Origin of the sequence: Skermanella stibiiresistens SB22, from assembly GCF_000576635.1 — a bacterium.
Lineage (GTDB): Bacteria > Pseudomonadota > Alphaproteobacteria > Azospirillales > Azospirillaceae > Skermanella > Skermanella stibiiresistens.
The window spans coordinates 1-24,746 of sequence record NZ_AVFL01000028.1 but is presented as its reverse complement, the minus strand read 5'-3'; the positions used below and the strand labels follow the sequence as shown (position 1 = coordinate 24,746).

Sequence of the window (24,746 nt, the reverse complement as noted above, 5' to 3'; positions counted from 1 at the left end):
GATCAGGTCTCGCTCGGCATCAGCACGAAAAGCCCGATGACGTCGGGCGGCAGAACGGCTTCCACGGCGACGCGGGAAGCGGAACCGGCGGCGGCGCGCAGCCGGGCGTGGTCGGCGGCAAGCTCCTCCGCCCGGATGCGGACGAAGGCGGCGATCGGTCCGTCCAGCAGGGCCGGCAGCTCCTCCCGCGCCCGACCCACGAAGCGGTCGCGGGCGGCGGGCGCGAAGTCGCCGGAGGCGGGGGTGTCCAGCAGCATCCGCGCGGTTTCCCCCGACGCGACGACCTCGCCGTTCCGCAGCGCCACCAATGCCGCCTCCTCCGCCAGCAACAGCCGCTCCCGCCGGGATTGGACGGTCAGCTTGAAGCGGATGCGGAGCAGCGCCAGGCGCGTCACCCGGTCCACCGCCGGGGTCGGCCACGCCCCCACGCGACCGATGCCGAGGCCTGACAGGGTGGTGGGATCGAGGGAGGCTTCGACCAGGGCCTCCGCCAGCGTCGACGTCAGCGGATGCGACCGGCTGATCAGGCCGGCGCCGGCCGGGGCGGGCTCCGCCATCGCCAGACGCAGGCTTCCCGCCAAGCCGCGCTCGGCCAGCCGCTCCCGCAGGGCGGGGTCGAGGGCGTGGACATGCGCCAGCAGGGCGGACCGCCGCTCCTCCAGAGGCACGCCGAACCCGGCCATGGCCCGCTCGATGAAGGTCCGCGCGGCTCGCGGGGATCCGAGAAGGCCGGCCGCCTTCTCCCACTCCGGCGTCACCTCCTGCGGTTTCATGGCATTCTGGGCGAAGCGCGTGCGGGAGCGCTTCTCGTTCTCCGCCACGTCGCGCCAGCGGGTATCGATCAGGCGGGCGCCGTCGTCCAGCCGCAGGTCGAACGCCATCTGCCGCGTGTCGCTCCGGCGCAGCATCATGGAGGCCATGAGGGCTTCGGTCACGGGTCCCCGCTCGTCCGGCAGCGGGACGGTCACGCCGGTCACTTCGCGGATCTCCTTCGCCTTGCGCAGGATCACATCCAGCACCGCCCCGTCGATGGCGCTGTCGGGGGAATACATCATGACCGAGCGGACCACCGGGGCCGGCTGCCCGAAGCGGTCCACCCGGCCTTCGCGCTGCTGGTGGCGGGTCGGGTTCCAGGACAGGTCGTAATGGACGACGGTGTCGAAAAGCTGCTGAAGGTTGATGCCTTCCGACAGGCAGTCGGTCGCGACCAGGATGCGCTGGGCGGGTTTCTCCTCGTCGTCCGGCGCCATGTCCACGACCCTGTCGCGCCGTTCGTCCGGGGTCAGGACACCGGTGACGGCTTCGATCCGGAGCTTTGGAAACGCCGTGCGCAGGCCGTTTCGGACATGTTCGGCGGTCGCGAGATAGCGGCAGAACACGACCGGGTTGGCCCCCGATTTGATCAGCGGCTTCAGGATGCCGATCAGCGAGTCGAGCTTCGGGTCGGGTTCCCCGGCGAGCCGCTGCGCCTCTCCGACGAGGGCCTGGAGCGCCGGGTCGCTTTCCCAAGCGGCACCGGGTTCGAGGTCGACCGCGTCCTCGTCCTCGCCATCCTCGTCATAGATCCGCGGCTCGATGCGGTCGGGCTCCTGCGCCAGGCGGTTGCGCAGCGCGCTGAGCGCCGCCGCCGGGGATGATCCCACGCAGCGCATCAGGGCCAGCGTCCCCCAGAAGGCGAGGCGGCGTTCCCGCTGTCCGGTTCCGGCACGCGAGACCATGCCCAGGCAGTGGTCGAGCGCCGCCTCCTGGAAGCGCAGGTGTGCCGGCGACAGGCGGTAGGGCGCCTCCGTCGTCTCATGCTTCGGGAACGCCCGGTCCTCGCCCCAGTCGCCCGACGTGATGTCGATCCGGCGGCGCTGCACGAAATGGCGGGATAGGCGCTCGCGGTATTTCGCGTCGTCGAAATCGAGCGCCGAGAATTCCGGATCGATCAAGGACAGCAGGCGCGCGAAGGCTTCCTCATCACCCGAATGCGGGGTCGCGGTCAGCATGATCATCCGCCGCTCCGGATTCCTCACGAGGCCGGCGAGAAGCTCGAAGCGCTGCTGCCGGCCCTTGTGCGTCCCGACGCAGGCATGGGCCTCGTCGACGATCACGAAGTCCGGGCAGGCGCGGGCGAACATATCCCGGCGTTTCTCGGCCTTGATGTAGTCGAGGCTGACCACCGTATGGGGATGGGCGTCGAACAGGGTCTGGGCGAGCGGCAAGCCCCTTTCGAGCCGCGCGGCCGTTCCGGACGTCACGGCGGCGGCGTCGATCCCGAAGCGCGTCTTGAGTTCGGTCGTCCATTGTTCGACCAGATGGGGCGGACACAGGACCGAGAAGGCGTCCGCCTCGCCGCGATCCATCAGCTCCCGCAGGATCAGCCCGGCCTCGATGGTCTTGCCGATGCCGACATCGTCGGCGATCAGGAGGCGGGGAACCGGGAGGCGCAGCGCCATCAGGAGCGGGACGAGCTGATAGGTCCGGGGCTCGAAGGCGAGTTGGGCCGCCGACCGGAACGGCCCCGCCCCGCGGCGCAGGGTCAGGCGCAGGGCGTCCGCGAGCAGGGACGCCTTGGATTGGACCGTCGCGGCGGCACCTTCCGGCAGATCGAAGCGGGCCGGGCCGACCGGCGAAATCTCCAGCCGCGGGTCCAGCAGGACGGTGTCGCCCTCGCTTCCGGACAGGGGGCGCAGGGCGAGAAGGCCGGCGCGGGGCGCGGGAAGGGCCACCCACTCGCGGCCGCGCGCCCGCACGAGATCGCCGGGGGCGAAGGACAAGGTCATCGGGGTCATTCCTTGAGCATATCGCCCATCTCGGCGGGAAGCGCCACGTCGGGAGACGCGGGCAGCCGGAAAAGCGTCCAGCCCTTGGCCTCGGCCTCATCCCGCGCCGCCACGGGAATCTCGCCGGCCGCGGCCGCGACGTAGTGGCGGCGCCAGGCGAATGGGAAACTCGTACCGGCCATCGTCACCCCAGTCCGGTCGGGAGCGGCCAAGCCGGCCTCGGCGAAGCTGTCTTCCCAGCGTTTCTCAACGTCGTCCCTTCGAGGGGCGGCGGATAGGACGACCGAACCGCGGGCGAGATCGATGAGGAATTTTTTCACCTCGTCGCTGGCCCGGTCGATCAGCTCGTGGTCCGGCTGGTTGAAGTAGGACAGCAGGCATCTGTAGCAGCCCCGGACGCAGGCGTCCTCCCGGTCCCTGAGCAGGTGCGGGTCGTGGGCGGCGATGGCCTCCTCGACTCCATCGAAGTGCATGAGGTCGAGCGCCGTACGGGCGACCTGGTTCAACATCCCGGCATCCTCGACCAGACGGTTCAGGACACCCGCCCCGCCTTCCGTCGCTTCGTAGGCGAGGATGGTCCGCCGCTTGTCCCGCTGGGGAAGCGGCTCGCCGAGCACCTCGCCCTCTTCGAGTTGGAAGACCACCTCGATCCCGCGCATCAGGGCATGCTGCACCGTCGCGACCGTCTCGGGCCGGAAGGCATCGGGATCGTGGAAGCGGAACAGGAGAGCGTTCTTGCGGTCCCGGACGATCGGCACGATCCGCACCGGCCGGATCGCATCCGGCGGCCGATCGGCTTCGGGGTCTTCGTCGTCGCTCTTGGCCCAATATCCGGTCCGCGGATCGATGTTGAAGCCGAGCACGGTCTTGTCGCGGCGGCGCTTCAGCCCTTTGTTGATCCGGCTGATCTCGGCGCCGTTGGCGTATTGCAATGTGAAGAGAGGAGCGTCCCCGATCCGGAATTCCGCCTCGGTCACCTCCAGGCGGCCGTGCTTCCTGGGCCAGGAGAAGACGGTCTGGATGTCGAACCCCTGGCGGACACGCTCTTCGTCGTTGGCGGTGATGCGCTCCGCCGGCGCCGCCTCGACGTTGTTGATCCGCAGTGTCCGCTCGACCGCCCCTTTCTCGGTGATGGGCTCATCGCAGGCATGGCAGCGCTCGCATTGCTCCGTATGGGCGGCGCCGCAGTTCGGGCAGATCGTGACCTTTTGGGTGGCGAGTTCCTGGCCGTCGGGTGTGCGGGTTTCCGGCGGCAGCTTGGCCTTCACCACCCGGTACGCCCGTCCCTCGTGGTAGATGAGGCTGCGCGGACCGAACTCGGAGATGGCGAGGAAACGGGCGCGTTGCAGGAAGGCGCCGGACCCGCCCTCTCCGGGGATGAAGGCGTAGAGCGGCAGGCGCGGGAAATTGTAGCCCGGCAGGAATCCTTCCGTGGCGAGATAGCGGTAGGAGTAGAAGTCGGACCCGTTGGTCGCCTTTCCCTGTTCGAGAATGCCGATCTGATCCATGGCCTGGGCCTGGGCCGCCTTGATCTTCCGGCGCTCGGCGGCGGCAAGGCCGGCGACCTGCGAGCGCAAGTTCGCCTCGGTCAACTGGGAGCGCGCGGAATCGTAGAGTTCACGCCAGCGCTTGAAGGCGCGGTCGAACTCCTCCGGGGCCAGGGTCGCGACTTCCCGCACGTAGTCGTCCGGGTTGCCCATCCAGATCGGGCGCACGCCCCCGACGGACGCGAGGATCTGGCCGAGGACACGGCTCATCGGCTCGCAAGCCCTGCCGACGAGGCCGGGCGCCCCGATCTCCGCGAGGATTTTCTTCTTGAGCGGGTAGCCGGGCTGTTGCAGGTCGAGGATCTCGGGAATGTCCGGAGACAGGGCGAGCCCGGACTCGGCCAGCCAGATCGCGTGAAGATGGGAGGTGACGAGAGTCTCGTTCGTGACGTCCAGGGCCGGCGGGCGAACCACCCCGGCGACCATGTCGTTTCGACGTTCGAAGAAATACTGATCGTGGGGGGACTGGGCGGCACAGTAGGTCACGATGACCGCCGCCTGCCCGGACCGGCCGGCACGGCCCGCCCGCTGGGCGTAGTTCGCCGGGGTCGGCGGCACGTTACGCAGGTAGACCGCGTTCAGAGCCGATATGTCGACCCCAAGCTCCATGGTGGGAGAGCAGAACAAGGCGGGAAGAAAACGGACCGATTCGCCGCTCGCCTTGATTTCCGCGGCGTGGTTCTTGATGTTCTCCCGGTCGTCATCCTCGTGACGGAAACGCCACTCCCGCCACTCCCGCTGCTTCTGCGAGACCTGGGCGGTATGCTCCCGGCTCTCCAGCCCGAAGAACGCCCCGCCGCCCGTCGCCAGTTGATCCGCGATCCCGGTGTAGAGGTCATGAAAGTACCGGTTGCCCGCTGGCTCGCCCCGGCGGATGGCCTCACCGGGGACGATGCGCACGGCGGACGGTGACAGCCGCCAGCCGCGCATGTCGGTATCGGCTTCAACCAGCGTGACGAGGCCCTCTTCCGTCAGGTAATCGAGTAAATTCGACATGAACTCCATGTAGGAGTCCCGGCCCAGCTTGGTGCCGATGACGCTCTTGCGATTGATGAGGCGGGCGATGCGCGAATTCAGCCCGGCTCGCAGGATGGTCTGCTCCTCGCGAAGTCCGACGACATCCTTTCCCGGAGCCTGCAAGAACAGCGTCGTACGGCTGCGGGGCGACTCCTTGGTGTCAATGGTCCAGGGAGCGCGCAGGAGGCTGCGGGATTTTTGCGCCACCGCGTCGAGGATCGTCAGTTCGAGCGCTTCCGTGCCGACGGCGAGGCCCTCGAGCATCGACTCGAGCAGTAGACGCAGAACCTTTTTCCGGCCTTCGGTGTCCATGGCCCCCAGTTCGGGCAGCATGGCCATGAAGCGTTCCCGATTTCCGGCGATCTCGTCGAGGCCGACGAAATCGACCTCGATCAGCTTCAGGACCGACAGGCTTGGGTTGGTGAACCGCCAACCGCGGCGAAGGTCGGTCCAGACCCGGTGCGCGAGCACCTTGGCGAGCGCCCGTTCGGCATCACTTCGGATGACAGCACCCGCATCGGGCTCGAACATCCAATGGACACGGGCCGCCTGATTGGCGGCCGTGAAGCCGAGGGCACGCGCCACGCGCAATCCGAATTCGTCCTCGCTCAGGCCATCGGTCCCGGCGTTGGTGACAGCGCGCAGGATGCCGCCGCGGAGCAAGCTCACGAACAGGAAATCGTTGAAATGCCCGGCTTGCAAAGCGGCATCCTGCCGGTTGTCGGTGAATCCCAGGAGCTTGCGCTTGTCCTCGGGGACACCACTGCCAGGCTGGTTCAGCCATTCGAGCGCGCTTGAGACGAGCAGCGTCGTCGCCGAACTCCGCCCTTCCGCCGAGAGACCCGCCAGCTTGCTGCGCTCACGCGTGGCGCTGTGCGGCTCATCCTGACAGCAGGCGCAGAACCCGAATTTGCCGGGAATGAACCAGAAGGAGCGGCCCCGCGGATCGAAACGGCCCGTTTCGGCGACCGTCACGGTGACCGGCACGCGCCGTGTCCGGTTCTTCCGCAGCTTGGGGATGCCATTGCGCTCCTCGATCCATCCCTCGGGGTAGGTTTCGAGGCTGCCGTCGAAGCAATAGCTGGGATCGCCATCCGCTGTCGGCGTCAGGTACCCGGCCACCTCGACCTGATCCTCGGCCTCGATCGGCGTGTCGTCGATGTCACGGGCCAGGAAAACGGTTCCGCCATCCCGCTCGGCCTTCGTGACGACGTGATATTCATGTCCGCATTGTCGGCAGAAGCGCGTCGGATAAAGGCGCACGCCGGGGTCGGAAGGGTCCTCGATCTGCCCCTCGAGGAGTACGGTACGCGGTTTTGGCTTCAGGGTGGTGTAGATCTCCCCGGCCCCGGAGATGAATCGGTGGAGCTTGAAGGCCAGGAAGGCGTGATCACCCTTGTCGCCCCGGTCCTTCGCCGGCAGGCTGACGCGCGTGAGGAAGACCTGAAGCGCGTTCCGGCAGAGTTCCGGCCCCAGGCCGGTGGCTTGGGCAAGCTGTCCAATGGCTTCGCCGAACGGAACCGGCTTCCGGCGCTCCAGGCGAAGGCCGTCCTTCAGACCGAGCGCCAGCTCGGCCCAGATCGCGAGAGGATGGCTGAACAGGTCGGCGTCGGGCAAGTGGGCTGGAATGCCTTTGGTGATCGCGCCGCCCAGGGCCGGTAAGACGTCCTGAAGGGACAATCGATCGTCGGTCGCCCGCCGCAGGGATTCGTCGATCACCGCATCGGGGCCGATCGGTGTGCCGAACAGGCGCGAAGCCACTTCCGACACGGTCACCGCCCGTTTCTCGTCGCTTCCTTCGCTTGCCATCGTCGCGGACGTGCCGATGCAGATCGGCGCCTTGCCGGGTGCGCAGCGATCCCGGAGCCGACGGACTAGGATGGCGACGTCGGCCCCCTGACGCCCCCGGTAGGTATGGAGTTCATCGAGCACGATGAATTCCAGGCCCTTGGCATTTTCCACGACTTGTGAATCGACTTTGTCTTGCCGGGTGAGCAAGAGTTCCGCCATCATGAAATTGGTCAGCAGGATGTCGGGCGGATTGGCCGCGATCCGCTGCCGCTCTTCCTGCGATTCCTGGCCCGTGTAGCGCTTGACCGACGGCTTGAGGTTTTGCGGCAGGCCGGACTGCCCGATGAACCTTTCGATCTCCTTGATCTGACTGTTGGCCAGGGCGTTCATCGGATAGACGATGACGGCCCGCGTCCGAGGAGCCTGTCCGGCTTTCCGCGCCCGGATGATGGCATCGACGATCGGAACGAAGAAGCAAAGGGACTTGCCCGATCCCGTCCCCGTGGTCACCACGAAACTCTGGCCGGCTCGAGCTTTGGCGATAGCCTGCCTTTGGTGTGCGTGGAAGCGGATCGGCGCTGAGTCTTTTCGGAAGACCTCGGCCGTCTCTGGGGCCAGATCGCCAGATCGCACCAAATCCTCGGTGGTAAGGCTTGCTTCATAGCTCGGGTTTAGAGACAGGAGCGCATCCGGCCAGAACCGACCACCAGCATATTGATCATCGACAGAGTCGCGTAAATCTTGCGACCTTATGGTGCTGAAAGATCGTGAAAAGTGAGCGTAACTTTCAATGATCTTGCGATCAAAATCAAAAGCTCTCATCTGAACCCCTTTTCGATTTGGAGAAATCTTCCTTCACCATCAATCTAAAATAGTTTTTCTGCTATAATGTTGTTCCCTCAGATATTAATAATATTATCGGTGCTATAAAGGGGAGGCCTAGTTTGACTTTCACTGGTTTTTTCCTAAGGCGTCTTGTTTTTTCCGTAAATTGCTTAGAGTGGTTAGTGTGGCGTTGTCGCGAATAACCTCAGATCGGCGAGGTTCCATAACGCTAGAGGTTTCATGGCCTTAATTCAAGTTGGACGAGCAGCCCAGTTCGAAACCAAGCTCGCCCATCTCCTACTGTGCACTGAGCCGTTCGGCGGCCCAATCATCCAAGTTGAGCATCACGTTGCGCTACTGTCGCATTAAGTAGATCCACAAATTGGCTGGATCGCACGGGTCTGTGTGGATGGCACTGACAGCCGGCGCCATCATCACTCCCGAGGATCACACGCATTTGGCGACGGTGATCGGGGAGACCGCACCAGCCCGCTCAAAAACGTCCAATGGGCCCGGGTCGTTCTTCTATCGTCAGATATCAATAAAACGACACAGACGTCCCGCAGGATGTTGCATCGACCGCGCCGGGCAGGTTGAATGGTGCGAACGGGACCTCAAAAAAGGTGATCAGTGGACTACGCGTCTCTCAAGCAAAAGTTGCAAGCCTTCGAGCGGCAGCTCGACGCGACGCTTGCTGCGTTGCCAAGCCGGCAGTGGGCAAGCTCGAGCGCGCTACGGATTGCATCCGAACTCTATGAGATTGGGGCGTTTAAAAACAGCGGCACCGACCGTGCCGAATATCTCGATTACGGCTATGCCATTCTCGCCAGCCACTTCGTCGCCGGGGAGGTAGGCTATCAAGCGGATATATCCCGCGAGGCGGATCTTCGACAGCTTATTGCAGATCTCAGCTTCGCGTCGCACTATTACATGATTCGTGAGTATCTCTATTACTCGTATAACGTGCCAGAATCGATGTCCTGGTCCTTCGGAGAGGGGCGAGTCGAGATAAGATTCTCGGATAAGTCGATCCCGCGTCAATTCTTTACGGTGTACAACGATCAGATGCTGGGCTCACAGTCCCATTTCCGCAACTTCAATCATTCCGCCGAGATCATACGGTTGCTCGAGAATGAGCCGGAAGGCGTGGTCACTCCTAACTTCGAGACAGCCGATCCGCTCATGCGGGCCGAGGCCGACCTCAAGCTCGCCGCTTACTTCTCGTTGATCGCACCCGACAGCCAGATCGATCTGGGCGGCTATAGCTACGCGCAGTTCCTGAACGTCTACCGTATGCTCCTCACCAAGGCACTCTATCATCGTTATTTGGCCCGCGCGCAGGATGCGGTCGGCGCGATCTACATGCCCGAAGGACAGTTGCTCGATGGGATCGCAGGCGAACTAGGGATCTCTCTCGATATCGGACGGCGCATTCTGAAGGATCTGGTGTTCGACCTTGACGCTGCCGCCAACAGGGTGGACGCGACCTATTTCTCGCTGATGCGCGAGGGGGAACCGGGCGGCCGGATCGTAATGCGTCCGCACCATTTCGCGACCGCCGAGGGGCTGGTGAACATGCTCCGCGTGATCGCGCAGCGGCGACCGCAGACCTTTCTCGACCGGGTTAGCAACGAGATCGGCCGTGCTTTTGTCCAACGCGTCAAGGCGGCTTGGGAAGCGGAGGGATTCACATGCCTGAGCGAGGTATCGCTGCGCGACTTCGACCCTAAGCTTCCCGACATCGACTTGCTCGTCATCTCCTGCGAACCGACGCTTGGCTATATCATCCATGTTTGCGAGCTCAAATGCCCGGTGCCGCCGCGCTGGGCGAAAGACCAGCTCAAGGTTCTTAACAAAGATAGCGTTTCCAAGGCGTTTCGGCAGGTCGAGGTGCTGCAGCGCTTTCTACGCACCGAGGCGGGCGTACAGTTTCTGGCACGCGTGCTGCCCAAGGAGGGCCATCCGCATTTCAGGGACTTTGTCGTAGCGCTCAACCATCTGATCATTACGTCCGATAATGCCGGCATGTTCTTCGGTGCCGAAACCACCAGAGCGATCAACTTCCGGACGCTCGAGCGGCTGCTCAGCCGATCGGATGGCGACATGGCGCTGATCCAGCATATCTTGAGCACGTATGACGAGCATGCGGACGAGGCGCTCGTCACAACGATGGTCGAGTTCCAGCTCGGGTCGCTCACGGTCGCCTATGAGGGTGTGACCGCAAGCCCGTTGCTCGAATTTCCGCAAGGCAGCTGGCGAAGCTCGCCCGATCGGCAGGCGATGGTCGACGCATTCATCGCCGACGGCGCTCACCCGTTCGACGTATTAGAGCTTCACCCGCCGGACGTGGTTGTGAACGATCACTCGATTAGGGTTACGGCCGATGAGGAAGTGCCTAAGAAATGAGGGCCACGATGATCACGCGGCTCTATCTTGGTGGTGCCTGGCAATGGTCAGATTGATGAACGGCGGCGCTTAGGGCCCGGATTCATAACCAGTAGCTGACGATGGCGGTGATGTGGACGGTGCCTAGGAAGCTGACGGCAAGCCGGTCATAGCGGGTGGCGATGCGCCGGAAGTCCTTCAGCCGGTGGACGTAGGCCCTTCCGCAAACTCGGTGCAGCAGGTCAGCTGAACAGACGGATTTGTCCGCGCCAGCATCACGCTGCCTCGAGAACGCGATGACGCAGCAGGTCAAATCCGGCACGCCCGCACATCGAGTGTAAGTGCCGGGTGAATAGTGGTTCTTCCGATGCGCCTTGCAGAATGGCAAGAACGGGAATGCCGCTGTCCTGCACCTGGATGGCGAGCACAACGTCTGTTGGCTTTGGCTCGGGCATGCGAAGCCAGCGCGGTGGTGATGTACTGATCGAGGCTCATGCTGGTGGCTTCTGCTTGGGCGGCTGCCTCCTTGAGATCTTCGGGAATGCGAAACCGAAAGCTGCTAATGCTCGAGCCCCTTTGGAAGCGCCCTTCAGGTGTCCGGAGGGTTTCTGCCGAACGCCGCTGTACCTGCCGCCGTATCGTTTAGTTTTCATGCTGGCGATCAGGTCGTCCGCGCCATCAATCAGATGCCATTAACCAGATATTCTGACGGTTCGCATTTTACCGTGACAATTTAGCAGCTTTCGCCACATATGTGTCGTTCTGTTCGCAACGTCTGTGTCAGGGCAAACCGCAATACCTTGGTTTACGGTCACTCCGATTCGCAGGTTATGCGTCACACGACACGCGACAACAGCGGGCATGGGGCGCGGACTCTCCGGAGAGTCCGCGCCCCATGCATTTTGATCACGCGCCCACCAATGTCCCGCGGCGCGAAACAGCTCTTTCAAGCCACCCCCCGGCTACCCATCCACTGCCCGCACCCCATGTAACCCCGGATGACCGCAACCCAACAACCACATTGGAGCGACATGGCCATGGCAAAGCGCGAACTCGGCGGCACGGGTCTCGAGATCGAACCGCTCGTCTTCGGCGGCAACGTGTTCGGCTGGACGGTCGATCGGGCGACCAGCTTCGATCTGCTCGACGGCTTCGTCGATGCCGGCTTCAACGCGATCGACACGGCGGATGTCTATTCGGCCTGGGCCGAGGGCAACACGGGCGGCGAGTCGGAGACGATCATCGGCGAGTGGCTGAAGGCGAACCCGGCCAAGCGCGACAAGGTGCTGCTGCTGACCAAGGTCGGCTCCGAGATGGGCGAGGGCAGGAAGGGACTGTCCGAGCGCTGGATCGTCCAGGCGGTCGAGGATTCGCTGCGCCGGCTGCGGACCGACCGCATCGACCTCTACCAATCCCACTGGCCCGACCCGGAAACCCCGTACGAGGAAACGCTGGGCGCCTATGACAAGCTGCTGAAGGCCGGCAAGATCCGCGCGATCGGAGCCTCCAACCTGGACGCGGCGCAGCTCGGCGAGTCCCTGAAGGTCGCCGCCGACAAGAGCCTGCCGCGCTATGAGACGCTCCAGCCGGAATACAATCTCTACGATCGGGGCAAGTTCGACGGCGAGCTGCGCGACCTCGTGCTGCGCGAGGGTATCGGCGTCATCACCTATTACAGCCTCGCCTCCGGCTTCCTGTCAGGCAAGTACCGCTCCCAGGAGGACCTGTCCAAGAGCCAGCGCGGCGGCGGCATCGCCAAATACCTGAACGAGCGCGGCCACCGCATCCTCGGGGCGCTCGATACGGTGGCGGCCCGCCAGGACGCCAAGCCGGCCGAGGTGGCGCTCGCCTGGGTCATCGCCCGCGAGGGCGTGACGGCGCCGATCGCCAGCGCCACCAGCCGCCATCAACTCGACAGCCTCGTCAAGGCCGCCCGCCTGACGCTGACCGCCGAGGACATCAAGTCCCTGGACGACGCCAGCGCCAGCGCCAGCACCTGACCGGCCGGCCTTTGATCGTCCGGTCTTCATCGCCCGGCCTTGGGGCGTAATACCGCACCCCGGAACGGGAAGGTTGGTTTGCCGCTTCGACCCGGCGCGCGTAAGGTGCGCCGCATCAACGAGACCTCCGTCCCGCCGGCCGGTTGTCGGCGGTGGCCGGATGGCCCATCACGATCCGGGACCGGCCATGACCGTTCGAAATCTCGACTTCCTGCTGAAGCCCAACTCGATCGCGCTGATCGGTGCCAGCCGCCGCCCGAAATCCATGGGCGCCGTCGTGGCGCGCAACCTGTTCAACGCCGGGTTCGGCGGTCCGATCATGCCGGTCAGCGCGGACGAGCGATCGATCGAGGGCGCGCTGTGCTACCCGTCGGTCGAGTCGTTGCCGATCGCCCCGGACCTGGCGGTGATCTGCACGCCGCCCGATACCGTGCCCGACCTGATCAATCGCCTGGGCGAGCGCGGCACCAAGGCGGCCATCGTCATCTCCGCCGGCTTCGGCGAGTTGGGGGCGGAGGGCAAGGCGCTCCAGCAGCGCGCGCTGGACGCCGCCCGGCCCCACCTGATGCGGATCGCGGGCCCCAACTGCCTGGGAGTCATGGTGCCCGGCCGCGGCCTCAACGCCAGCTTCGCCCATGTCAATCCGCTCAAGGGCGATATCGCGCTGATCGCGCAGTCCGGCGCCGTCGTCACCTCGATCGTCGATTGGGCGACCAGCCGCCGTGTCGGCTTCAGCCATCTGGTGGCGCTGGGCGGCATGGCCGACGTGGATTTCGGCGATCTGCTCGACTACATGGCGGCCGACCAGCACACCCGCGCGATCTGCCTCTATGTCGAGGCGATCACCGAGGCGCGCAAGTTCATGTCGGCGGCCCGCGCCGCGGCCCGCCAGAAGCCGATCATCGTGATCCGCTCCGGCCGCACCGACGAGGCCGCCAGGGCGGCCAGTTCCCACACCGGGGCGCTCGCCGGCCATGACGACGTCTACGACGCCGCCTTCCGACGCGCCGGCATGCTGCGGGTCGGCGAGCTGGACGAGCTGTTCGACGCGGTCGAGACGCTCGCCATGGGCGTTCAGATCACCGGCGACCGGCTGGCGATCGTGACCAATGGCGGCGGAATCGGCGTGATGGCGACCGACACGCTGATCGACGAGGGCGGCCGGCTCGCCAGCCTCGACGAGACGGTGATGGCGAAGCTCGACGCCATCCTGCCGCCGACCTGGAGCCGGGGCAACCCGATCGACATCATCGGCGACGCGCCGGGCAAGCGCTATGCCGACACCGTCGGCGCGCTGATCGGCGACCACAACCACGACGCCGTGCTGGTGATCAACTGCCCGACCGCCGTGTCGGAGGGCACCGAGACGGCGCAGGCGCTGGTGGATTCGCTGAAGGGCCGCAAGCATCCGGTGCTGACCAGTTGGCTCGGCGAGGACAGCGCCCGCGACGCCCGTCACCTGTTCGCCGCCAACCGCATCCCGACCTACGAGACGCCGAACAAGGCGGTCCGCGCCTTCATGCATCTGGTCCGCTACCGCAAGAACCAGGAAATGCTGATGGAGACCCCGGCCAGCACGCCGGAACAGTTCCAGGTCGACGAGGCCGCCGCCCGCGCCGTGATCGAGGCGGCGATGGCGGAGGGCCGCGGCTGGCTCAGCGAGTTCGAGGGCCAGCAGATCCTGCGGGCCTACGGCATTCCCGTGGTCGAGACGCTGAAGGCGCTGACGCCGGACGAGGCGGCGGAGGCCGCGCGCAGGATCGGCAAGCCGGTGGCGCTCAAGATCCTGTCGGTCGACATCATCCACAAATCCGACATCGGCGGCGTCCACCTGCACATCAAGACGCCGGAGGAGGTGCGCGCCCGCGCCGTCGCCATGCTGGAGCGGGTCAAGCGGCTGCGGCCGGACGCCCAGATCGAGGGCTTCACCGTCCAGGCCATGGCGAGCAAGCCGGGAGCCCACGAACTGATCCTGGGCGTCGCCGACGATCCCTTGTTCGGGCCGGTGCTGCTGTTCGGCCAAGGCGGCACCTCGGTCGAGGTGGTGCAGGACAAGGCGCTGGGCCTGCCGCCGCTCAACACCAACCTGGCGCGCGAGATGATGGCCCGCACCCGCGTCTGGAAGCTGCTCCAGGGCTATCGCGACCGGCCGGCCGCCGCCATCGACCAGATCGCCCTGACGCTGATCAAGATCAGCCAGCTGATCACCGACATCGCCGAGATCGTCGAACTGGACATCAATCCCCTGCTGGCCGACGACGCTGGCGTGCTGGCGCTCGACGTCCGCGTCAAGGTGGCGGTTCCGACACTCACGCCGGGCACGCGCCGCCTCGCGATCCGGCCCTATCCCAAGAAGCTGGAGAAGCGGGTCAAGCTGAACGACGGCCGCGGGTTCCTGCTGCGTCCGATCCGACCCGAGGACGAACCGCACGTCCAGCGCATGTTCGAGCGCATGACGCCCGAGGACATCCGCCTGCGCTTCTTCGCGCCGATGAAGCGGCTGTCGCACCAGATGGCGGCCAAGCTGACCCAGATCGACTATGACCGCGAGATGGCGCTGGTCGCGGTGGCCGAGACGTCGGATGGGCACGAGGAGCTTTACGGCATCGTCCGCATCGCCGCCGATCCCGACAACCAGAAGGCCGAATACGCGGTGATGGTCCGCAGCGACCTGAAGGGTAAGGGGCTGGGCTATGTCCTGATGACCCAGATCATCGACTACGCCCGCTCGCGCGGACTCAAGCAGGTGTTCGGCGAGGTGCTGCGCGAGAACACCACCATGCTGGCGATGTGCAGCGAACTTGGCTTCTCCCGCCGCGAAAACCGCGACGAGCCGGGCGTCGTCGAGGTCACGATCGGGCTGACCGACAAGCCGCCCGCCACCTGAGGGGCGGGCCTGAGGCACATAAGGGACGGGCTGGGATACCAGCCGGACCGGGAACATTCCCCGCGCGGGCGATGTTTGGCCCCAGCCAACCAGCCGCGTGGGGGAGTTCAACCTGAGTTCGACCGAACCGACATTCGACATCGATGAGCACGAGGCCGGCCAGCGCCGCCTGCTCCGGCGCAACCGGAGCTTGGCGACGGGCTTGCTGCTGTTCGCGGCCAGCCTGTTCGTGGCGTTGCGCTTCGTGCCCGACCCGGGCTTCTGGATCCTGCTTCTCCGCGCCGCGTCGGAGGCGGCGATCGTGGGGGCGCTGGCCGACTGGTTCGCGGTGACCGCGCTGTTCCGCAGGCCCCTGGGTCTGCCGATCCCGCACACCGCCATCATCCCGTCCAACAAGGACCGCATCGGCGACGGCCTGGGCGGCTTCGTCGAGCGTAACTTCCTGGAGCCATCGCTGGTCGTGGCCAAGCTCCGCTCGGTCGATCCCGCGGCGCGGCTGGTGCGCTGGCTGAACGCGCCGGGCATGGCCGAGGCGCTGGCGGCGCGGTTGGCGGCCTCGCTGCCAAGCCTGATCCACTCGATCGAGGACCGCGAGCTGCGCGTGTTCTTCGGCCGGGCGCTGGGCGAGCAGTTGCGGGGAACCGAGGTGGCGCCGCTGATCGGCAAGGTGTTGGGCGTGCTGGTCGCCAGCGGCCAACACCAGCCGCTGCTGGAGCGGGCCGTCGGCTGGGCGATCGACTTGGTCGAGCGCAACCAGGGCCGGCTGGAGACCATGGTCGGCCAGCGCAGCGGCTGGTGGATCCCCAAGGCGATCGACCGGCGGGTCGCCCGGCAGCTCAGCCAAGGCGCGCACGACTATCTTAGCGAATTGCTCGATCCGGCGTCACCCCTGCGCATCCGGATGGAACTGGCGGTCGAGGATCTGGCCCGCGACCTTCAGGAGGACGCCGATACCCGCGCCCAGGTGGAGGACGCCAAGTCCAGGCTGCTCGACCGTCCGGAGATCCAGGCTTGGCTCGGTGGCCTGTGGGACGAGGTCCGCCGGATCACCCTGGACGACCTGGAGCGGCCCGACGGCAGGACGCGGGAGGCGGTGACGACGGCGCTGCGCTCGCTGGGCGCCGCCCTGGAGGCGGATCCCGCCATGCGCGCGCGGCTCAACGCCTCGGTCGAACGGCTGGCGCTGGATCTGATAACGCCATGGCGGCGCGGCATCGGCCGGTTCATCGCGGAGGTCGTCCACGGCTGGGACGCGGGCACCGTGTCGGACCGGATCGAGATGGCGGTCGGCAGCGACCTTCAATATGTCCGTATCTCCGGCACCATCGTCGCGGCGCTGGTCGGCTCCGTCCTGTTCCTGGTGACCCGGCTGATCGAGTGACCGCCTGTGCTTATGGGCAGGCGCCCCTTTCGAGAGGGTAGCGGACCCGCCCGCCCGCTGTAGGCTTGGGACAAGGCAAAGCTGATGCGGGAGGCGAGGATGGATGGGCTGCGGACGGTGCGGGGACTGGCTTTGGCGCTCGCGGTGTGGTTCCTGCCGGGTGCCGTCGCGGCGCAGACCAGCGCCGAGGTCCGGGCGGACGCCGCCGTGCGGGATCGGGTCAATGGCGGCACGGTCGGCGTGATCTCCGGTGGGGTCGATGGCACCTATGTGCGGATCGCCAGCGATCTGGCCGCCGTGTTGGACAACCGCGAGCAATTGCGGGTGCTTCCCATCCTGGGCAAGGGGTCCTTGCGGAACCTGACCGACATCCTCTATCTGCGCGGCGTGGATGTCGGCATCGTGCAATCGGACGTGCTGGCCTATGCCCAGCGAGAGAAGCTGTTCCCGACGATCGACAAGCGGGTCCGCTATATCGCCAAGCTCTATAACGAGGAGTTCCATCTGCTGGCCGGCCGCGACATCGGCGGCGTCAAGGATCTGGCCGGCCGCAAGGTCAACTTCGACGTGGCGGGCAGCGGGACGGAGATGACGGCCTCCCTGCTGTTCGACCGATTGGGCGTGGCGGTGGAACGGACCTCGTTCGATCAGGCGCTGGCGCTGGAGAAACTGAAATCCGGCGAGATCGCGGCCCTGGCCTATGTCGCCGGCAAGCCGGCCCGGCTGTTCCGCGACGCTGGTAACGCCGGAGGGGATGGCGCGGGGGGCGCTGGAGGGCTCCACTTCCTCCCGATCCCGGCCGAGGCCGATCTGCTGGACACCTACCTGCCATCGCAACTGGGGCACGACGACTATCCGGGCCTGATTCCGGACGGCCAGTCGGTTGGTACGGTGGCGGTCGGCGCGGTCATGGCGGTCTACAATTGGGAAGAGGACAACGACCGCCACCGCAAGGTCGCGGCCTTCACCCGCGCCCTGTTCGACAACTTCGAGGAGTTCCGCAAGCCGCCGCGCCACGCCAAATGGCGCGAGGTCAATCTGGCCGCCCAAGTGCCGGGCTGGACCCGGTTCGGCGCGGCGGAGCGGTGGCTCGACACCCACAAGACCGACTGATCAGCGCTGGCCCAGCGCCTCCAGCAGTCCCGCCGCGGAGGGTTCGCCCAAGGCGGCGGCCTTGCGGTACCAGGTGGCGGCGCGGTCGGGATCGCCCGTCACCCCACGAGCGCCGACCGACCGGAGATAGCCGGGATCGAGGGTCCGGCCCAACGCCAGCGCTCCCCGGGCGCTGCCCTGCGCCGCGGCTGATTCGAACAGCAGGCGCGCGGAGGCGATGTCGCCGATCGCCAGGAACCGGTCGCCGCGGTCCAGCAGCAGCCCCTCCGCGATCGTCGGCACCGGCGCCTCCACGGGAGCCGGCGGCGGCGCCGGAGGAGGGGGCTCGGGTGGCGGTGGCGGCGGTTCGAGTGCCGCGGCGGGAGCCGGCGCGGGCTCGGGGAGCGGGGTGACGGTTGGGCTGGTGCCTGGATCGGTGGTGGGGGTGGGAATTGTCTCCGGCTCCGGTGTCGGCGTGGGCGTGGGTTCCGCCACCGCTTCGGGCGGGGGATCTGGGCTCGGTTCCACAGCCGTCTCGGGCGCCGCTTCAGGCATCGGTTCCGGTTCGGCCACCGACTCCGGGGGAGCCGGCTCGGGTGGGAGAGCTTCCAGCGGCGACGGCTCCGGTAGGGCGGGTTCCGCCAGTTCGGGTTCCACCAGTTCGGGTTCCGCCGGTTCAGGTTCCGCAAGTTCAGGCACCGCCGGTTCCGGCTCGCGGGCCTGGAACTCGGGAGCCGGAGGTTCCGCCATGTCAGTCTCGGGAGGCTCGACCGCTGACGGACCAAGTTCCGGGACTATGGCATCCGGTGTCGCGACATCCGGGGCCGCGACATCTGGAACAAGGGCATCGGGTCTCGCGATCTCGGGGGTGGCGGAATTCGCCGCTGGTTCAGGCTCCAGCGGCGCCGCCTCGGGTGGGGGCGGTGCTTCGGGTGCGTCGTCCTCGATCACGAGGGTTCGCGTGGCGCCGCCGGGCTCGGGCGACTCGGCCGCGATTGTCACCGGTTCCGGAGCAGGTTCGGGCGGTGCCACGATCGCGCTGGCCATGATGGTGCCAGTCTTGTCGGCGACATGAAGCACCGGTGCGTCATGTCGCGGTTCCAAGGTCATGAACGCCGTCGCCGCGACGGCCAAGGCGATACCGCCGACGCCAGCCCAGGACAGCGCGTGACGCCGGGCCGAGATGCCGGGTTGGGCGGGAAGCGGCCAGTCGGGCAAAGCGAATTCGTCATCGGGATCACCCACCAGCCGATCACGAACCGGCCGATCACCAACCGGCCGATCACCAACCGGTTGATCAAGCACCAGCCGACCACCATCCAGCGGCTCGGCGCGCTTCGCCGTGGCGGGCCGCTCCTCCAGATCGCTCAGGATCTCGATCATCGAACGCTTCCGACCCCCGGTGATCATCGGCGGCCGCGCCACCGGATCGGGACGGACCGGCTGGAACATGGGGTAGGAAGTCGTAAGATCCGCTCCGGCATCGCGGTGGCGCCGAGCGGGGGGACGGGCGTGGGCCGGCCCGGCCAGCGTCTCGTAGGTCGTGATGGCTTGGCGCACCGATCCCGGCGCCGAACGGATCAGTGCGGCCAGTCCCTTGGTCTGTCCGACCAGCAGGAGGGAGATCGGGCCGCGCTGGGTCAGCAGCACCAATCTTTCCAGCGAAACGCCATCGATCTCCCGCCCTCGTCCCGGAGAGCCGTCCACGACCAGCAGGGCCCTGGTCACGCCACGCCGCGCGTATTTTTGGCTGAAGCCCTCCACCGCCTTCTCCAGCTCCCGCGCCGGCACGCCGGCCACCGCCATGGCTCCGAGATCGGTGAGCGCCCTGGCCGCCGCCGTCGTGGGTGGCATCCCGCCATCGGGCAGGGCGGCGCAGACGATCGCCTGGGTCTTCAGCCGCTCCGCCAGAATGGGAATGAGGGGGCTGGGGCTGGTATCGGCTGGTCCCGCCAGCAGCGCCACCGCTCTGGGTGACGAGAGGACGGTCGCGAGTCGATCGAGGATTTCCGCCGCGCTGGCGCCGGGCCTTGGGGGAGTGACCGAACCAGACCCATGATCGCCGCGGCTGTCCGAAAACCGATTCTCAGAGGAGGTGTGTGCTGAAACCATGATCCCGTCCCCGTGCCGGGGTTCCTTGGACGGGGGCGACTCCCGTCATGGCTCTCCACCGTGGAGAACCCTTGCGATCAGGGTATCAGAAGGAGTTTGGAATCACGGAGTGCGCAGCGGTCCATGGACCTGCGGTATACCGCTTTCGGACCTATATGGTCAGCGGCCATCTTCCCTGATCGGGAAGGCTATCCAAGGTATTCGAAGGGAAAATGGCGCGAGTGACGGGACTTGAACCCGCGGCCTCCGGCGTGACAGGCCGGCGCTCTAACCAACTGAGCTACACCCGCGTCGTGGGGCCGCGTAAGTACGACGTGGCGGCGGTGTTGTCCAGCGTGAATTTTCATTTTTTCCGCCATGCTCGATTTTTCGGTGAGGCGGACCGCTTGACAGTTCAATGACAAAGGCACATCATCAAGATGTAGCAAGAACGAGGAGGTCGTCAGATCAGGACAAACTTCTCCGAGGTCGGTTCTCCGACCGGTATCCAGCAAAAAGGCCAATGGCCGATTGATTGGAGGGTGAGTAAAATCCATGAGTCCACCGGCGATTACATGCACCTGCCATTAAGTTGGCATCCCACATGCTACCAAAATTGATCCGGTGCCTTACCGGACTGCGGTAAAGTCTTAACCGCTAACGAACCCCCGCTGCCACCGAGCACGCGGGGGTTCTTCGCTTTCAGGATCACGTTTCGGCTTTTCCCGTGTCTGGCCGCTCGAGGATAGGCTCATCGGGACTGGGCGCCAGCGGCCGGAATTTCGACGGGTCTTCACCGGGTTTCTTGACGTTCAGCAGGTCATCGGCGATTTCCAGCACACCATCGGGACCGGCGACCTCATCGGCGCGGCTCCAGCCGGGTTCGAGATACGTCTCCGCGAGCCGGTCGATCCCGCCCGGCTCGTATCGTTCGAGGATGGCGCGGACGCGGCCACCTTCCGCGACCGTCGCGTGGACCAACACGACGGAACCGCCACGCCGCAGACCGTCGGCGGCACGCTGGGCGGTCGCGGGCGAAATGCCCGTCTCCCGCGGCAAGTCGCCGATGTCCCGCTCGGACGACAGGACCTTGACCCGATCCGCGCCGAACCCCGCGTCGTCCAGATCCCGCCGTACGCGCTGGGCGGTTTCGGGATTGCCGTACTCTGCGACCAGATGCGCCTCTTCCATGGGATCGGCTCCTTTGGACTGTCGATGGGGATGTCCCGGGAATCAACCGGCTTCCGGAGCCTCGGTTCCAGTCCAGCGATATCGGGGGCGGCACTGGCCCAATTCGTCAATCTTGTGACAACAGGCCGCATGACCCGGGGCATGGTTTGAACAGCCCGGCATCGGCGCTTCGTGTAGCTTGCCGGAAAGCTCTCGACGCTTGGCGGGGGCGGCCCCGCCCTCAAGTACCCGCCCTCAAGTAACGGAGATCCGGAAATGGACGTCTATCTGAAGCCCCTCGCCGCCGGCGTGCTAGCATTGGTCGGTCTGCTGGTCATCATCGCCCTGTTCGTGACGCACCCCGTTTGGCTGGTGCCCACCGCCGTGACCATGGCGGCGGCCAACATGATCCTGCTGCTGATCGTGGCGAAATGACGGGGTCCCGTCACGGCGGTTCAGGTCCACCTGTTCCCCCAAGGCCAATCACCCTGGGGAACACGAGGATCTGAACCGCCGTGGCGGCCATGGCCGCCTTCAGACCGCTTGAAGCAGGGATTCCGCCGCGGTGTCGGAATTCCGGCAGTGGACCATCGTGAACATGCCGAACGGCGGCAGCTTGGCGATGGTCACGATCTCGATCCCCGCGTTGGACAGCAGCGGCGACATCGGCATGTCGGCGTGCCAGCCCAGCAGTTCCGCGAAGTTGGCGATCATACGCTCGAACTTCAGCCGCAAACCCGCCTTCTCGGCGGAGAAGTGGTTGACGATGTAGATGTCGCCGCCGGGCTTGCAGACGCGCTTCAGCTCGTTCATCACGGCCTGCGGGTCCTCCACCACGGTCATCACATACATCGCGACGACGACGTCGAAGCTTTGGTCTTCGAACGTCATCTTCTGGGCGTCCATCTCGACCAGGGACTCGACGTTGCGGATGCCCTTCTTGGCGACCCGCTCCCGCGCGAGGTTCAACATCTCCTCGGACGCGTCGATGCCGACGATGGTGTGGTCGGGATTGTAGTCCGGCAGCGAGAGACCGGTGCCGACGCCGACCTCGAGGATGCGGAGACCCTTGCGCCCGTTGATCCGGTCAAGTGTCTGCTGGCGTCCCGCCTCGAAGCTCTTGCCAAAGACAAGGTCGTAGACGCCGGCATAACGGCGATAGGCAGCGCGTACGGTATCGATGTGCATGTTCTTGTTCTGTCGTTGAGAAAACAGACGGGTTTTTCCGGCTCATTCTCCCGCAGGCGGAAATGTGCGAGCCGCAGGTGTAACATCGGCCAGCACGTACCTTTCCGCAATGGCAAAAAACGACGCGATGATATTGCGGTTATATTGAACGACCAGTGAAAAATGACCTTCGCCTTCTTTGACGCACATCCTGGCGTGGGGAATTAGCCGCGCGTACACTTCCGCGGCGGCGACCGGCACTTCGCTATCGGCGGTTCCATGCCAGATGATGGTCGGCGCGTGGATGTCCTCGACCGCGAAATCCCACGGCCGCGCGTAGTTTCGGGCATCGTCCAGGGCGCCTTGTGGACCGTTCCGCAGCGCCTCGCGGAAACTGTCCAGCACGTGGATGCCGAGATCGCCGGCCAGGACGCGCTTGTCGGCCTCGGGCAGGCCACCGAAACGCAAAAGCGCCCGCAGCAGCGACGCGGACCGCACACCAAGGACCAGTCGCCTGCCGAGCGCCGCCGCCAGTGCCGCCGATCCCGGCAGCCGGTCGAGGATCATCAGCTTCTCGGCGGCTCCACCGGCTTCCCAGCCCATGTCCGGCGGCGCCACCCCGCTGATCAGGACCAGCCCGGCGACCCGGTCGGCCAGCATGGCGGCGCAGGCGGCGGCATAGGGAGCACCGCCCGAGACGCCGGCGACGGTGAACCGGCCGATGCCCAGCGCGTCGGCGGCCGCCGCGGCGTCGGCGGGCCAGTCGGCCAGCGTCCGTCCCGGCTTGGGATCGGATAGGCCATAACCCGGCCGGTCCAGCGCCACCAGCCGGACTCCGGTGATCTCGATCATTCCCGCCTCGAGGCGGCAACTTGGAAAACCGTGGCAATATAGGACGGGAGGGGCGTCGGGATCACCGTACTCGGCATAGCCCAGCAGCCGCCCGTCCGGCAACGTTAAGGTGCCTTGCTTCAAAACCCCTCACAGCGGCCGTCAGCCATCCACTCCGAGCACGGCATTTAGGGTGATCGCCACGATCGCCCAGATGCCGGACATCAACACGAGCCAGACCAACAAAGTCAACCGGGCCGACAGGGGGCGGCTGGAGAGGAAACCGAGGCGGCGGGCGGGCGCGCGGGCGGTTACCGTCTTGTCCAGCGCTTTGGTAACCAAGCTCATCCCACTCTCCCGACCGATGCAAGGAGATAATTTGATGTTCTTTCGCCATACTGGGAACGAGGATTCCGGAGATACCCCCTTCGGAAGGAGAGGGTGTTTGGCCGCTACCCACGCCGCGTTCCGACGGAGGTAGGGCCATTGGAGGGGATGGGCGAGACCACCTTCGACTCCACATCGCGGATCATGCATGTCGTTCCTGCGAAGCCTCGATCCACCGTCGCGCCGTTGCGCGGCTTGCCCCAGGTGCAGAAGCTGCTGGAGAGCGCCGAGGCGGCGGCGCTGCTGGCGGAGTTCCCGCGCGGCGCCGTCGTCGAGGCCATGCGTGGCGCGCTGGACGCGCTGCGCCGGGCGATGCTGGATGGCGGCGGAGAGGTCTTCGAGCCTGTGGGCTTCCTCGATCGGGTCAAGGCGGTGCTGGAGGCGGAGCGGCTGCCGCATCTGCGGCGGGTGATCAACGGAACCGGAATCATCATCCACACCAATCTCGGCCGGGCGCCGCTGGCCGAGGCGGCGGTGGCGGCGGTGGTCGAGACGGCGGCGGGCTACACGAACCTGGAATACGACCTGGACGGCGGCGTCCGCGGCTCGCGCCACGCGGCGGTCACCTACTTGCTTACCCGGCTGACCGGCGCCGAGGCGGCGCTGGTGGTGAACAACAACGCCGCGGCGGTCCTGCTGGCGCTGAGCGGAGTCGCGGCGGGCGGCGAGGCGCTGGTTTCCCGCTCCGAACTGGTCGAGATCGGCGGCTCGTTCCGCGTGCCCGACGTGATCCGCCAAGGCGGCGCGCGGCTGGTCGAAGTCGGGACGACCAACAAGACCCGCGCCGCCGACTACGAGGCCGCGATCACGCCGGACACGCGGGTGATCCTGAAGGTGCATCAGAGCAACTACCGGATCGTCGGCTTCACCAGCGCGCCGGCGCTGGCCGAGCTGGCGGCGCTGGGCAAGCGGCGCGGCCTGGTCGTGATGGAGGACTTGGGAAGCGGCACGCTGCTCGACCTGCGGACCCTCGGCTTGCCGCACGAGCCGACCGTGCGCGAGAGCGTCGCCGCCGGCGTCGACTTGGTCATGTTCAGCGGTGACAAGCTGCTGGGCGGACCACAGGCCGGGATCATCGTCGGCCGGCGCGACCTGATCGTCGGTCTGGCGAAGCATCCACTGGCGCGGGCGCTGCGGATCGACAAGCTGTCGCTGGCGGCGCTGGAGGCGACGCTGAGGCTTCACGCCGATCCCGAACGGCTGGTCACCAGCGTTCCGGTGCTGGCGATGCTGGCGGAGCGGCTGCCGGCGCTGGCGGAGCGGGCCGGGCGGCTGGCGGCCTCGCTGGCCGGGATCGCCGGCTTGGAGGTCGCGGAGGCGGATGGCGTCAGCTATTCAGGCGGCGGCTCGCTGCCGGAGACGGCGCTGCCGAGCCGGCTGGTCACGTGCCGCGCGCCGGGGCTCGGC

14 protein-coding genes, 1 tRNA gene and 1 pseudogene are annotated in these 24,746 nt (G+C 66.3%); 7 read left to right on the top strand and 9 right to left on the bottom strand.

All coding sequences use genetic code 11. The features are described from left to right. Positions 1 to 2 precede the first annotated feature (2 nt). Positions 3 to 2,768: a DEAD/DEAH box helicase gene (locus N825_RS27770; RefSeq protein ID WP_037459237.1), complete on the bottom strand. Its 2,766-nt coding sequence runs from the start codon at positions 2,766 to 2,768 to the stop codon at positions 3 to 5. A gap of 5 nt (positions 2,769 to 2,773) precedes the next feature. Further along, positions 2,774 to 7,945 (bottom strand): DEAD/DEAH box helicase, encoded by a 5,172-nt coding sequence (locus N825_RS27765; RefSeq protein WP_037459179.1) that lies wholly within the window; start codon positions 7,943 to 7,945, stop codon positions 2,774 to 2,776. A gap of 633 nt (positions 7,946 to 8,578) precedes the next feature. Between N825_RS27765 and N825_RS27760 the strand changes: the two genes are divergently transcribed. After that, on the top strand, positions 8,579 to 10,354 hold the full coding sequence (locus N825_RS27760) for a hypothetical protein (protein WP_037459176.1): 1,776 nt from the start codon (positions 8,579 to 8,581) through the stop codon (positions 10,352 to 10,354). An 82-nt stretch (positions 10,355 to 10,436) separates the two neighbouring features. On the opposite strand, the pseudogene N825_RS39215 reads toward N825_RS27760, so the two are convergent. Next, positions 10,437 to 10,538: pseudogene (locus N825_RS39215) on the bottom strand (IS5/IS1182 family transposase); the annotation flags it as partial. An 832-nt stretch (positions 10,539 to 11,370) separates the two neighbouring features. Here N825_RS39215 and N825_RS27750 point away from each other — a divergent pair. The 4 genes from N825_RS27750 (at position 11,371) to N825_RS27735 (ending at position 17,714) form a co-directional block, all read left to right on the top strand. Further along, positions 11,371 to 12,333: an aldo/keto reductase gene (locus tag N825_RS27750; protein ID WP_037459235.1), complete on the top strand. Its 963-nt coding sequence runs from the start codon at positions 11,371 to 11,373 to the stop codon at positions 12,331 to 12,333. Positions 12,334 to 12,520: 187 nt separating this feature from the next. After that, positions 12,521 to 15,220, top strand: coding sequence for a bifunctional acetate--CoA ligase family protein/GNAT family N-acetyltransferase (locus tag N825_RS27745; RefSeq protein WP_037459174.1), 2,700 nt, complete (start codon positions 12,521 to 12,523; stop codon positions 15,218 to 15,220). Between the two features lie 97 nt (positions 15,221 to 15,317). Continuing rightward, positions 15,318 to 16,601 carry a DUF445 domain-containing protein gene (locus tag N825_RS27740; RefSeq protein WP_051513317.1) on the top strand — a complete coding sequence of 428 codons (1,284 nt, stop codon included), beginning with the start codon at positions 15,318 to 15,320 and terminating at the stop codon, positions 16,599 to 16,601. A gap of 84 nt (positions 16,602 to 16,685) precedes the next feature. Beyond that, positions 16,686 to 17,714, top strand: a complete 1,029-nt coding sequence (locus N825_RS27735; protein WP_245613252.1) for a TAXI family TRAP transporter solute-binding subunit — start codon at positions 16,686 to 16,688, stop codon at positions 17,712 to 17,714. Here the strand turns inward: N825_RS27735 and N825_RS37035 are convergent, their stop codons facing one another. The 3 genes from N825_RS37035 to N825_RS27720 all read right to left on the bottom strand — a co-directional run bounded on the left by N825_RS37035 (position 17,715) and on the right by N825_RS27720 (position 20,975). Then, a complete protein-coding gene (locus N825_RS37035; protein ID WP_157619581.1) occupies positions 17,715 to 19,805 on the bottom strand; it encodes a hypothetical protein in 2,091 nt (696 codons plus the stop codon). It lies immediately after the preceding gene. Positions 19,806 to 20,018: 213 nt separating this feature from the next. Next, positions 20,019 to 20,095 (bottom strand) — tRNA-Asp (locus N825_RS27725). Between the two features lie 397 nt (positions 20,096 to 20,492). Beyond that, positions 20,493 to 20,975 carry a hypothetical protein gene (locus N825_RS27720; RefSeq protein WP_037459172.1) on the bottom strand — a complete coding sequence of 161 codons (483 nt, stop codon included), beginning with the start codon at positions 20,973 to 20,975 and terminating at the stop codon, positions 20,493 to 20,495. Positions 20,976 to 21,230: 255 nt separating this feature from the next. On the opposite strand from N825_RS27720, the gene N825_RS39210 reads away from it, so the two are divergent. Then, the gene (locus N825_RS39210) at positions 21,231 to 21,389 is read left to right on the top strand and encodes a hypothetical protein (RefSeq protein ID WP_157619580.1); all 159 of its coding nucleotides are present in this window, start codon (positions 21,231 to 21,233) and stop codon (positions 21,387 to 21,389) included. A 99-nt stretch (positions 21,390 to 21,488) separates the two neighbouring features. On the opposite strand, the gene N825_RS27715 is transcribed toward N825_RS39210, so the two are convergent. From N825_RS27715 to N825_RS27705, 3 genes are read right to left on the bottom strand one after another with little or no spacing between them, the layout of a single operon-like run. Continuing rightward, positions 21,489 to 22,142, bottom strand: a complete 654-nt coding sequence (locus tag N825_RS27715; protein ID WP_037459170.1) for a class I SAM-dependent methyltransferase — start codon at positions 22,140 to 22,142, stop codon at positions 21,489 to 21,491. 42 nt (positions 22,143 to 22,184) lie between these two features. After that, positions 22,185 to 23,075 (bottom strand): alpha/beta fold hydrolase, encoded by an 891-nt coding sequence (locus N825_RS27710; RefSeq protein ID WP_198038922.1) that lies wholly within the window; start codon positions 23,073 to 23,075, stop codon positions 22,185 to 22,187. 39 nt (positions 23,076 to 23,114) lie between these two features. Continuing rightward, positions 23,115 to 23,300: a hypothetical protein gene (locus N825_RS27705; protein WP_037459168.1), complete on the bottom strand. Its 186-nt coding sequence runs from the start codon at positions 23,298 to 23,300 to the stop codon at positions 23,115 to 23,117. A gap of 147 nt (positions 23,301 to 23,447) precedes the next feature. On the opposite strand from N825_RS27705, the gene selA reads away from it, so the two are divergent. Then, positions 23,448 to 24,746, top strand: a 1,299-nt coding sequence (selA, locus tag N825_RS27700) for an L-seryl-tRNA(Sec) selenium transferase (protein WP_051513311.1), incomplete at its 3' end; no start/stop codon positions are given.

Bases quoted from the DNA above. Each gene is read 5' to 3' on its own strand.
- N825_RS27770 (WP_037459237.1), bottom strand. From the start codon at position 2,768: ATGACCTTGTCCTTCGCCCCCGGCGATCTCGTGCGGGCGCGCGGCCGC.
- N825_RS27765 (WP_037459179.1), bottom strand. From the start codon at position 7,945: ATGAGAGCTTTTGATTTTGATCGCAAGATCATTGAAAGTTACGCTCAC.
- N825_RS27750 (WP_037459235.1), top strand. From the start codon at position 11,371: ATGGCAAAGCGCGAACTCGGCGGCACGGGTCTCGAGATCGAACCGCTC.
- N825_RS27745 (WP_037459174.1), top strand. From the start codon at position 12,521: ATGACCGTTCGAAATCTCGACTTCCTGCTGAAGCCCAACTCGATCGCG.
- N825_RS27735 (WP_245613252.1), top strand. From the start codon at position 16,686: ATGCGGGAGGCGAGGATGGATGGGCTGCGGACGGTGCGGGGACTGGCT.
- N825_RS37035 (WP_157619581.1), bottom strand. From the start codon at position 19,805: ATGGTTTCAGCACACACCTCCTCTGAGAATCGGTTTTCGGACAGCCGC.
- N825_RS27720 (WP_037459172.1), bottom strand. From the start codon at position 20,975: ATGGAAGAGGCGCATCTGGTCGCAGAGTACGGCAATCCCGAAACCGCC.
- N825_RS39210 (WP_157619580.1), top strand. From the start codon at position 21,231: ATGGACGTCTATCTGAAGCCCCTCGCCGCCGGCGTGCTAGCATTGGTC.
- N825_RS27715 (WP_037459170.1), bottom strand. From the start codon at position 22,142: ATGCACATCGATACCGTACGCGCTGCCTATCGCCGTTATGCCGGCGTC.
- N825_RS27705 (WP_037459168.1), bottom strand. From the start codon at position 23,300: ATGAGCTTGGTTACCAAAGCGCTGGACAAGACGGTAACCGCCCGCGCG.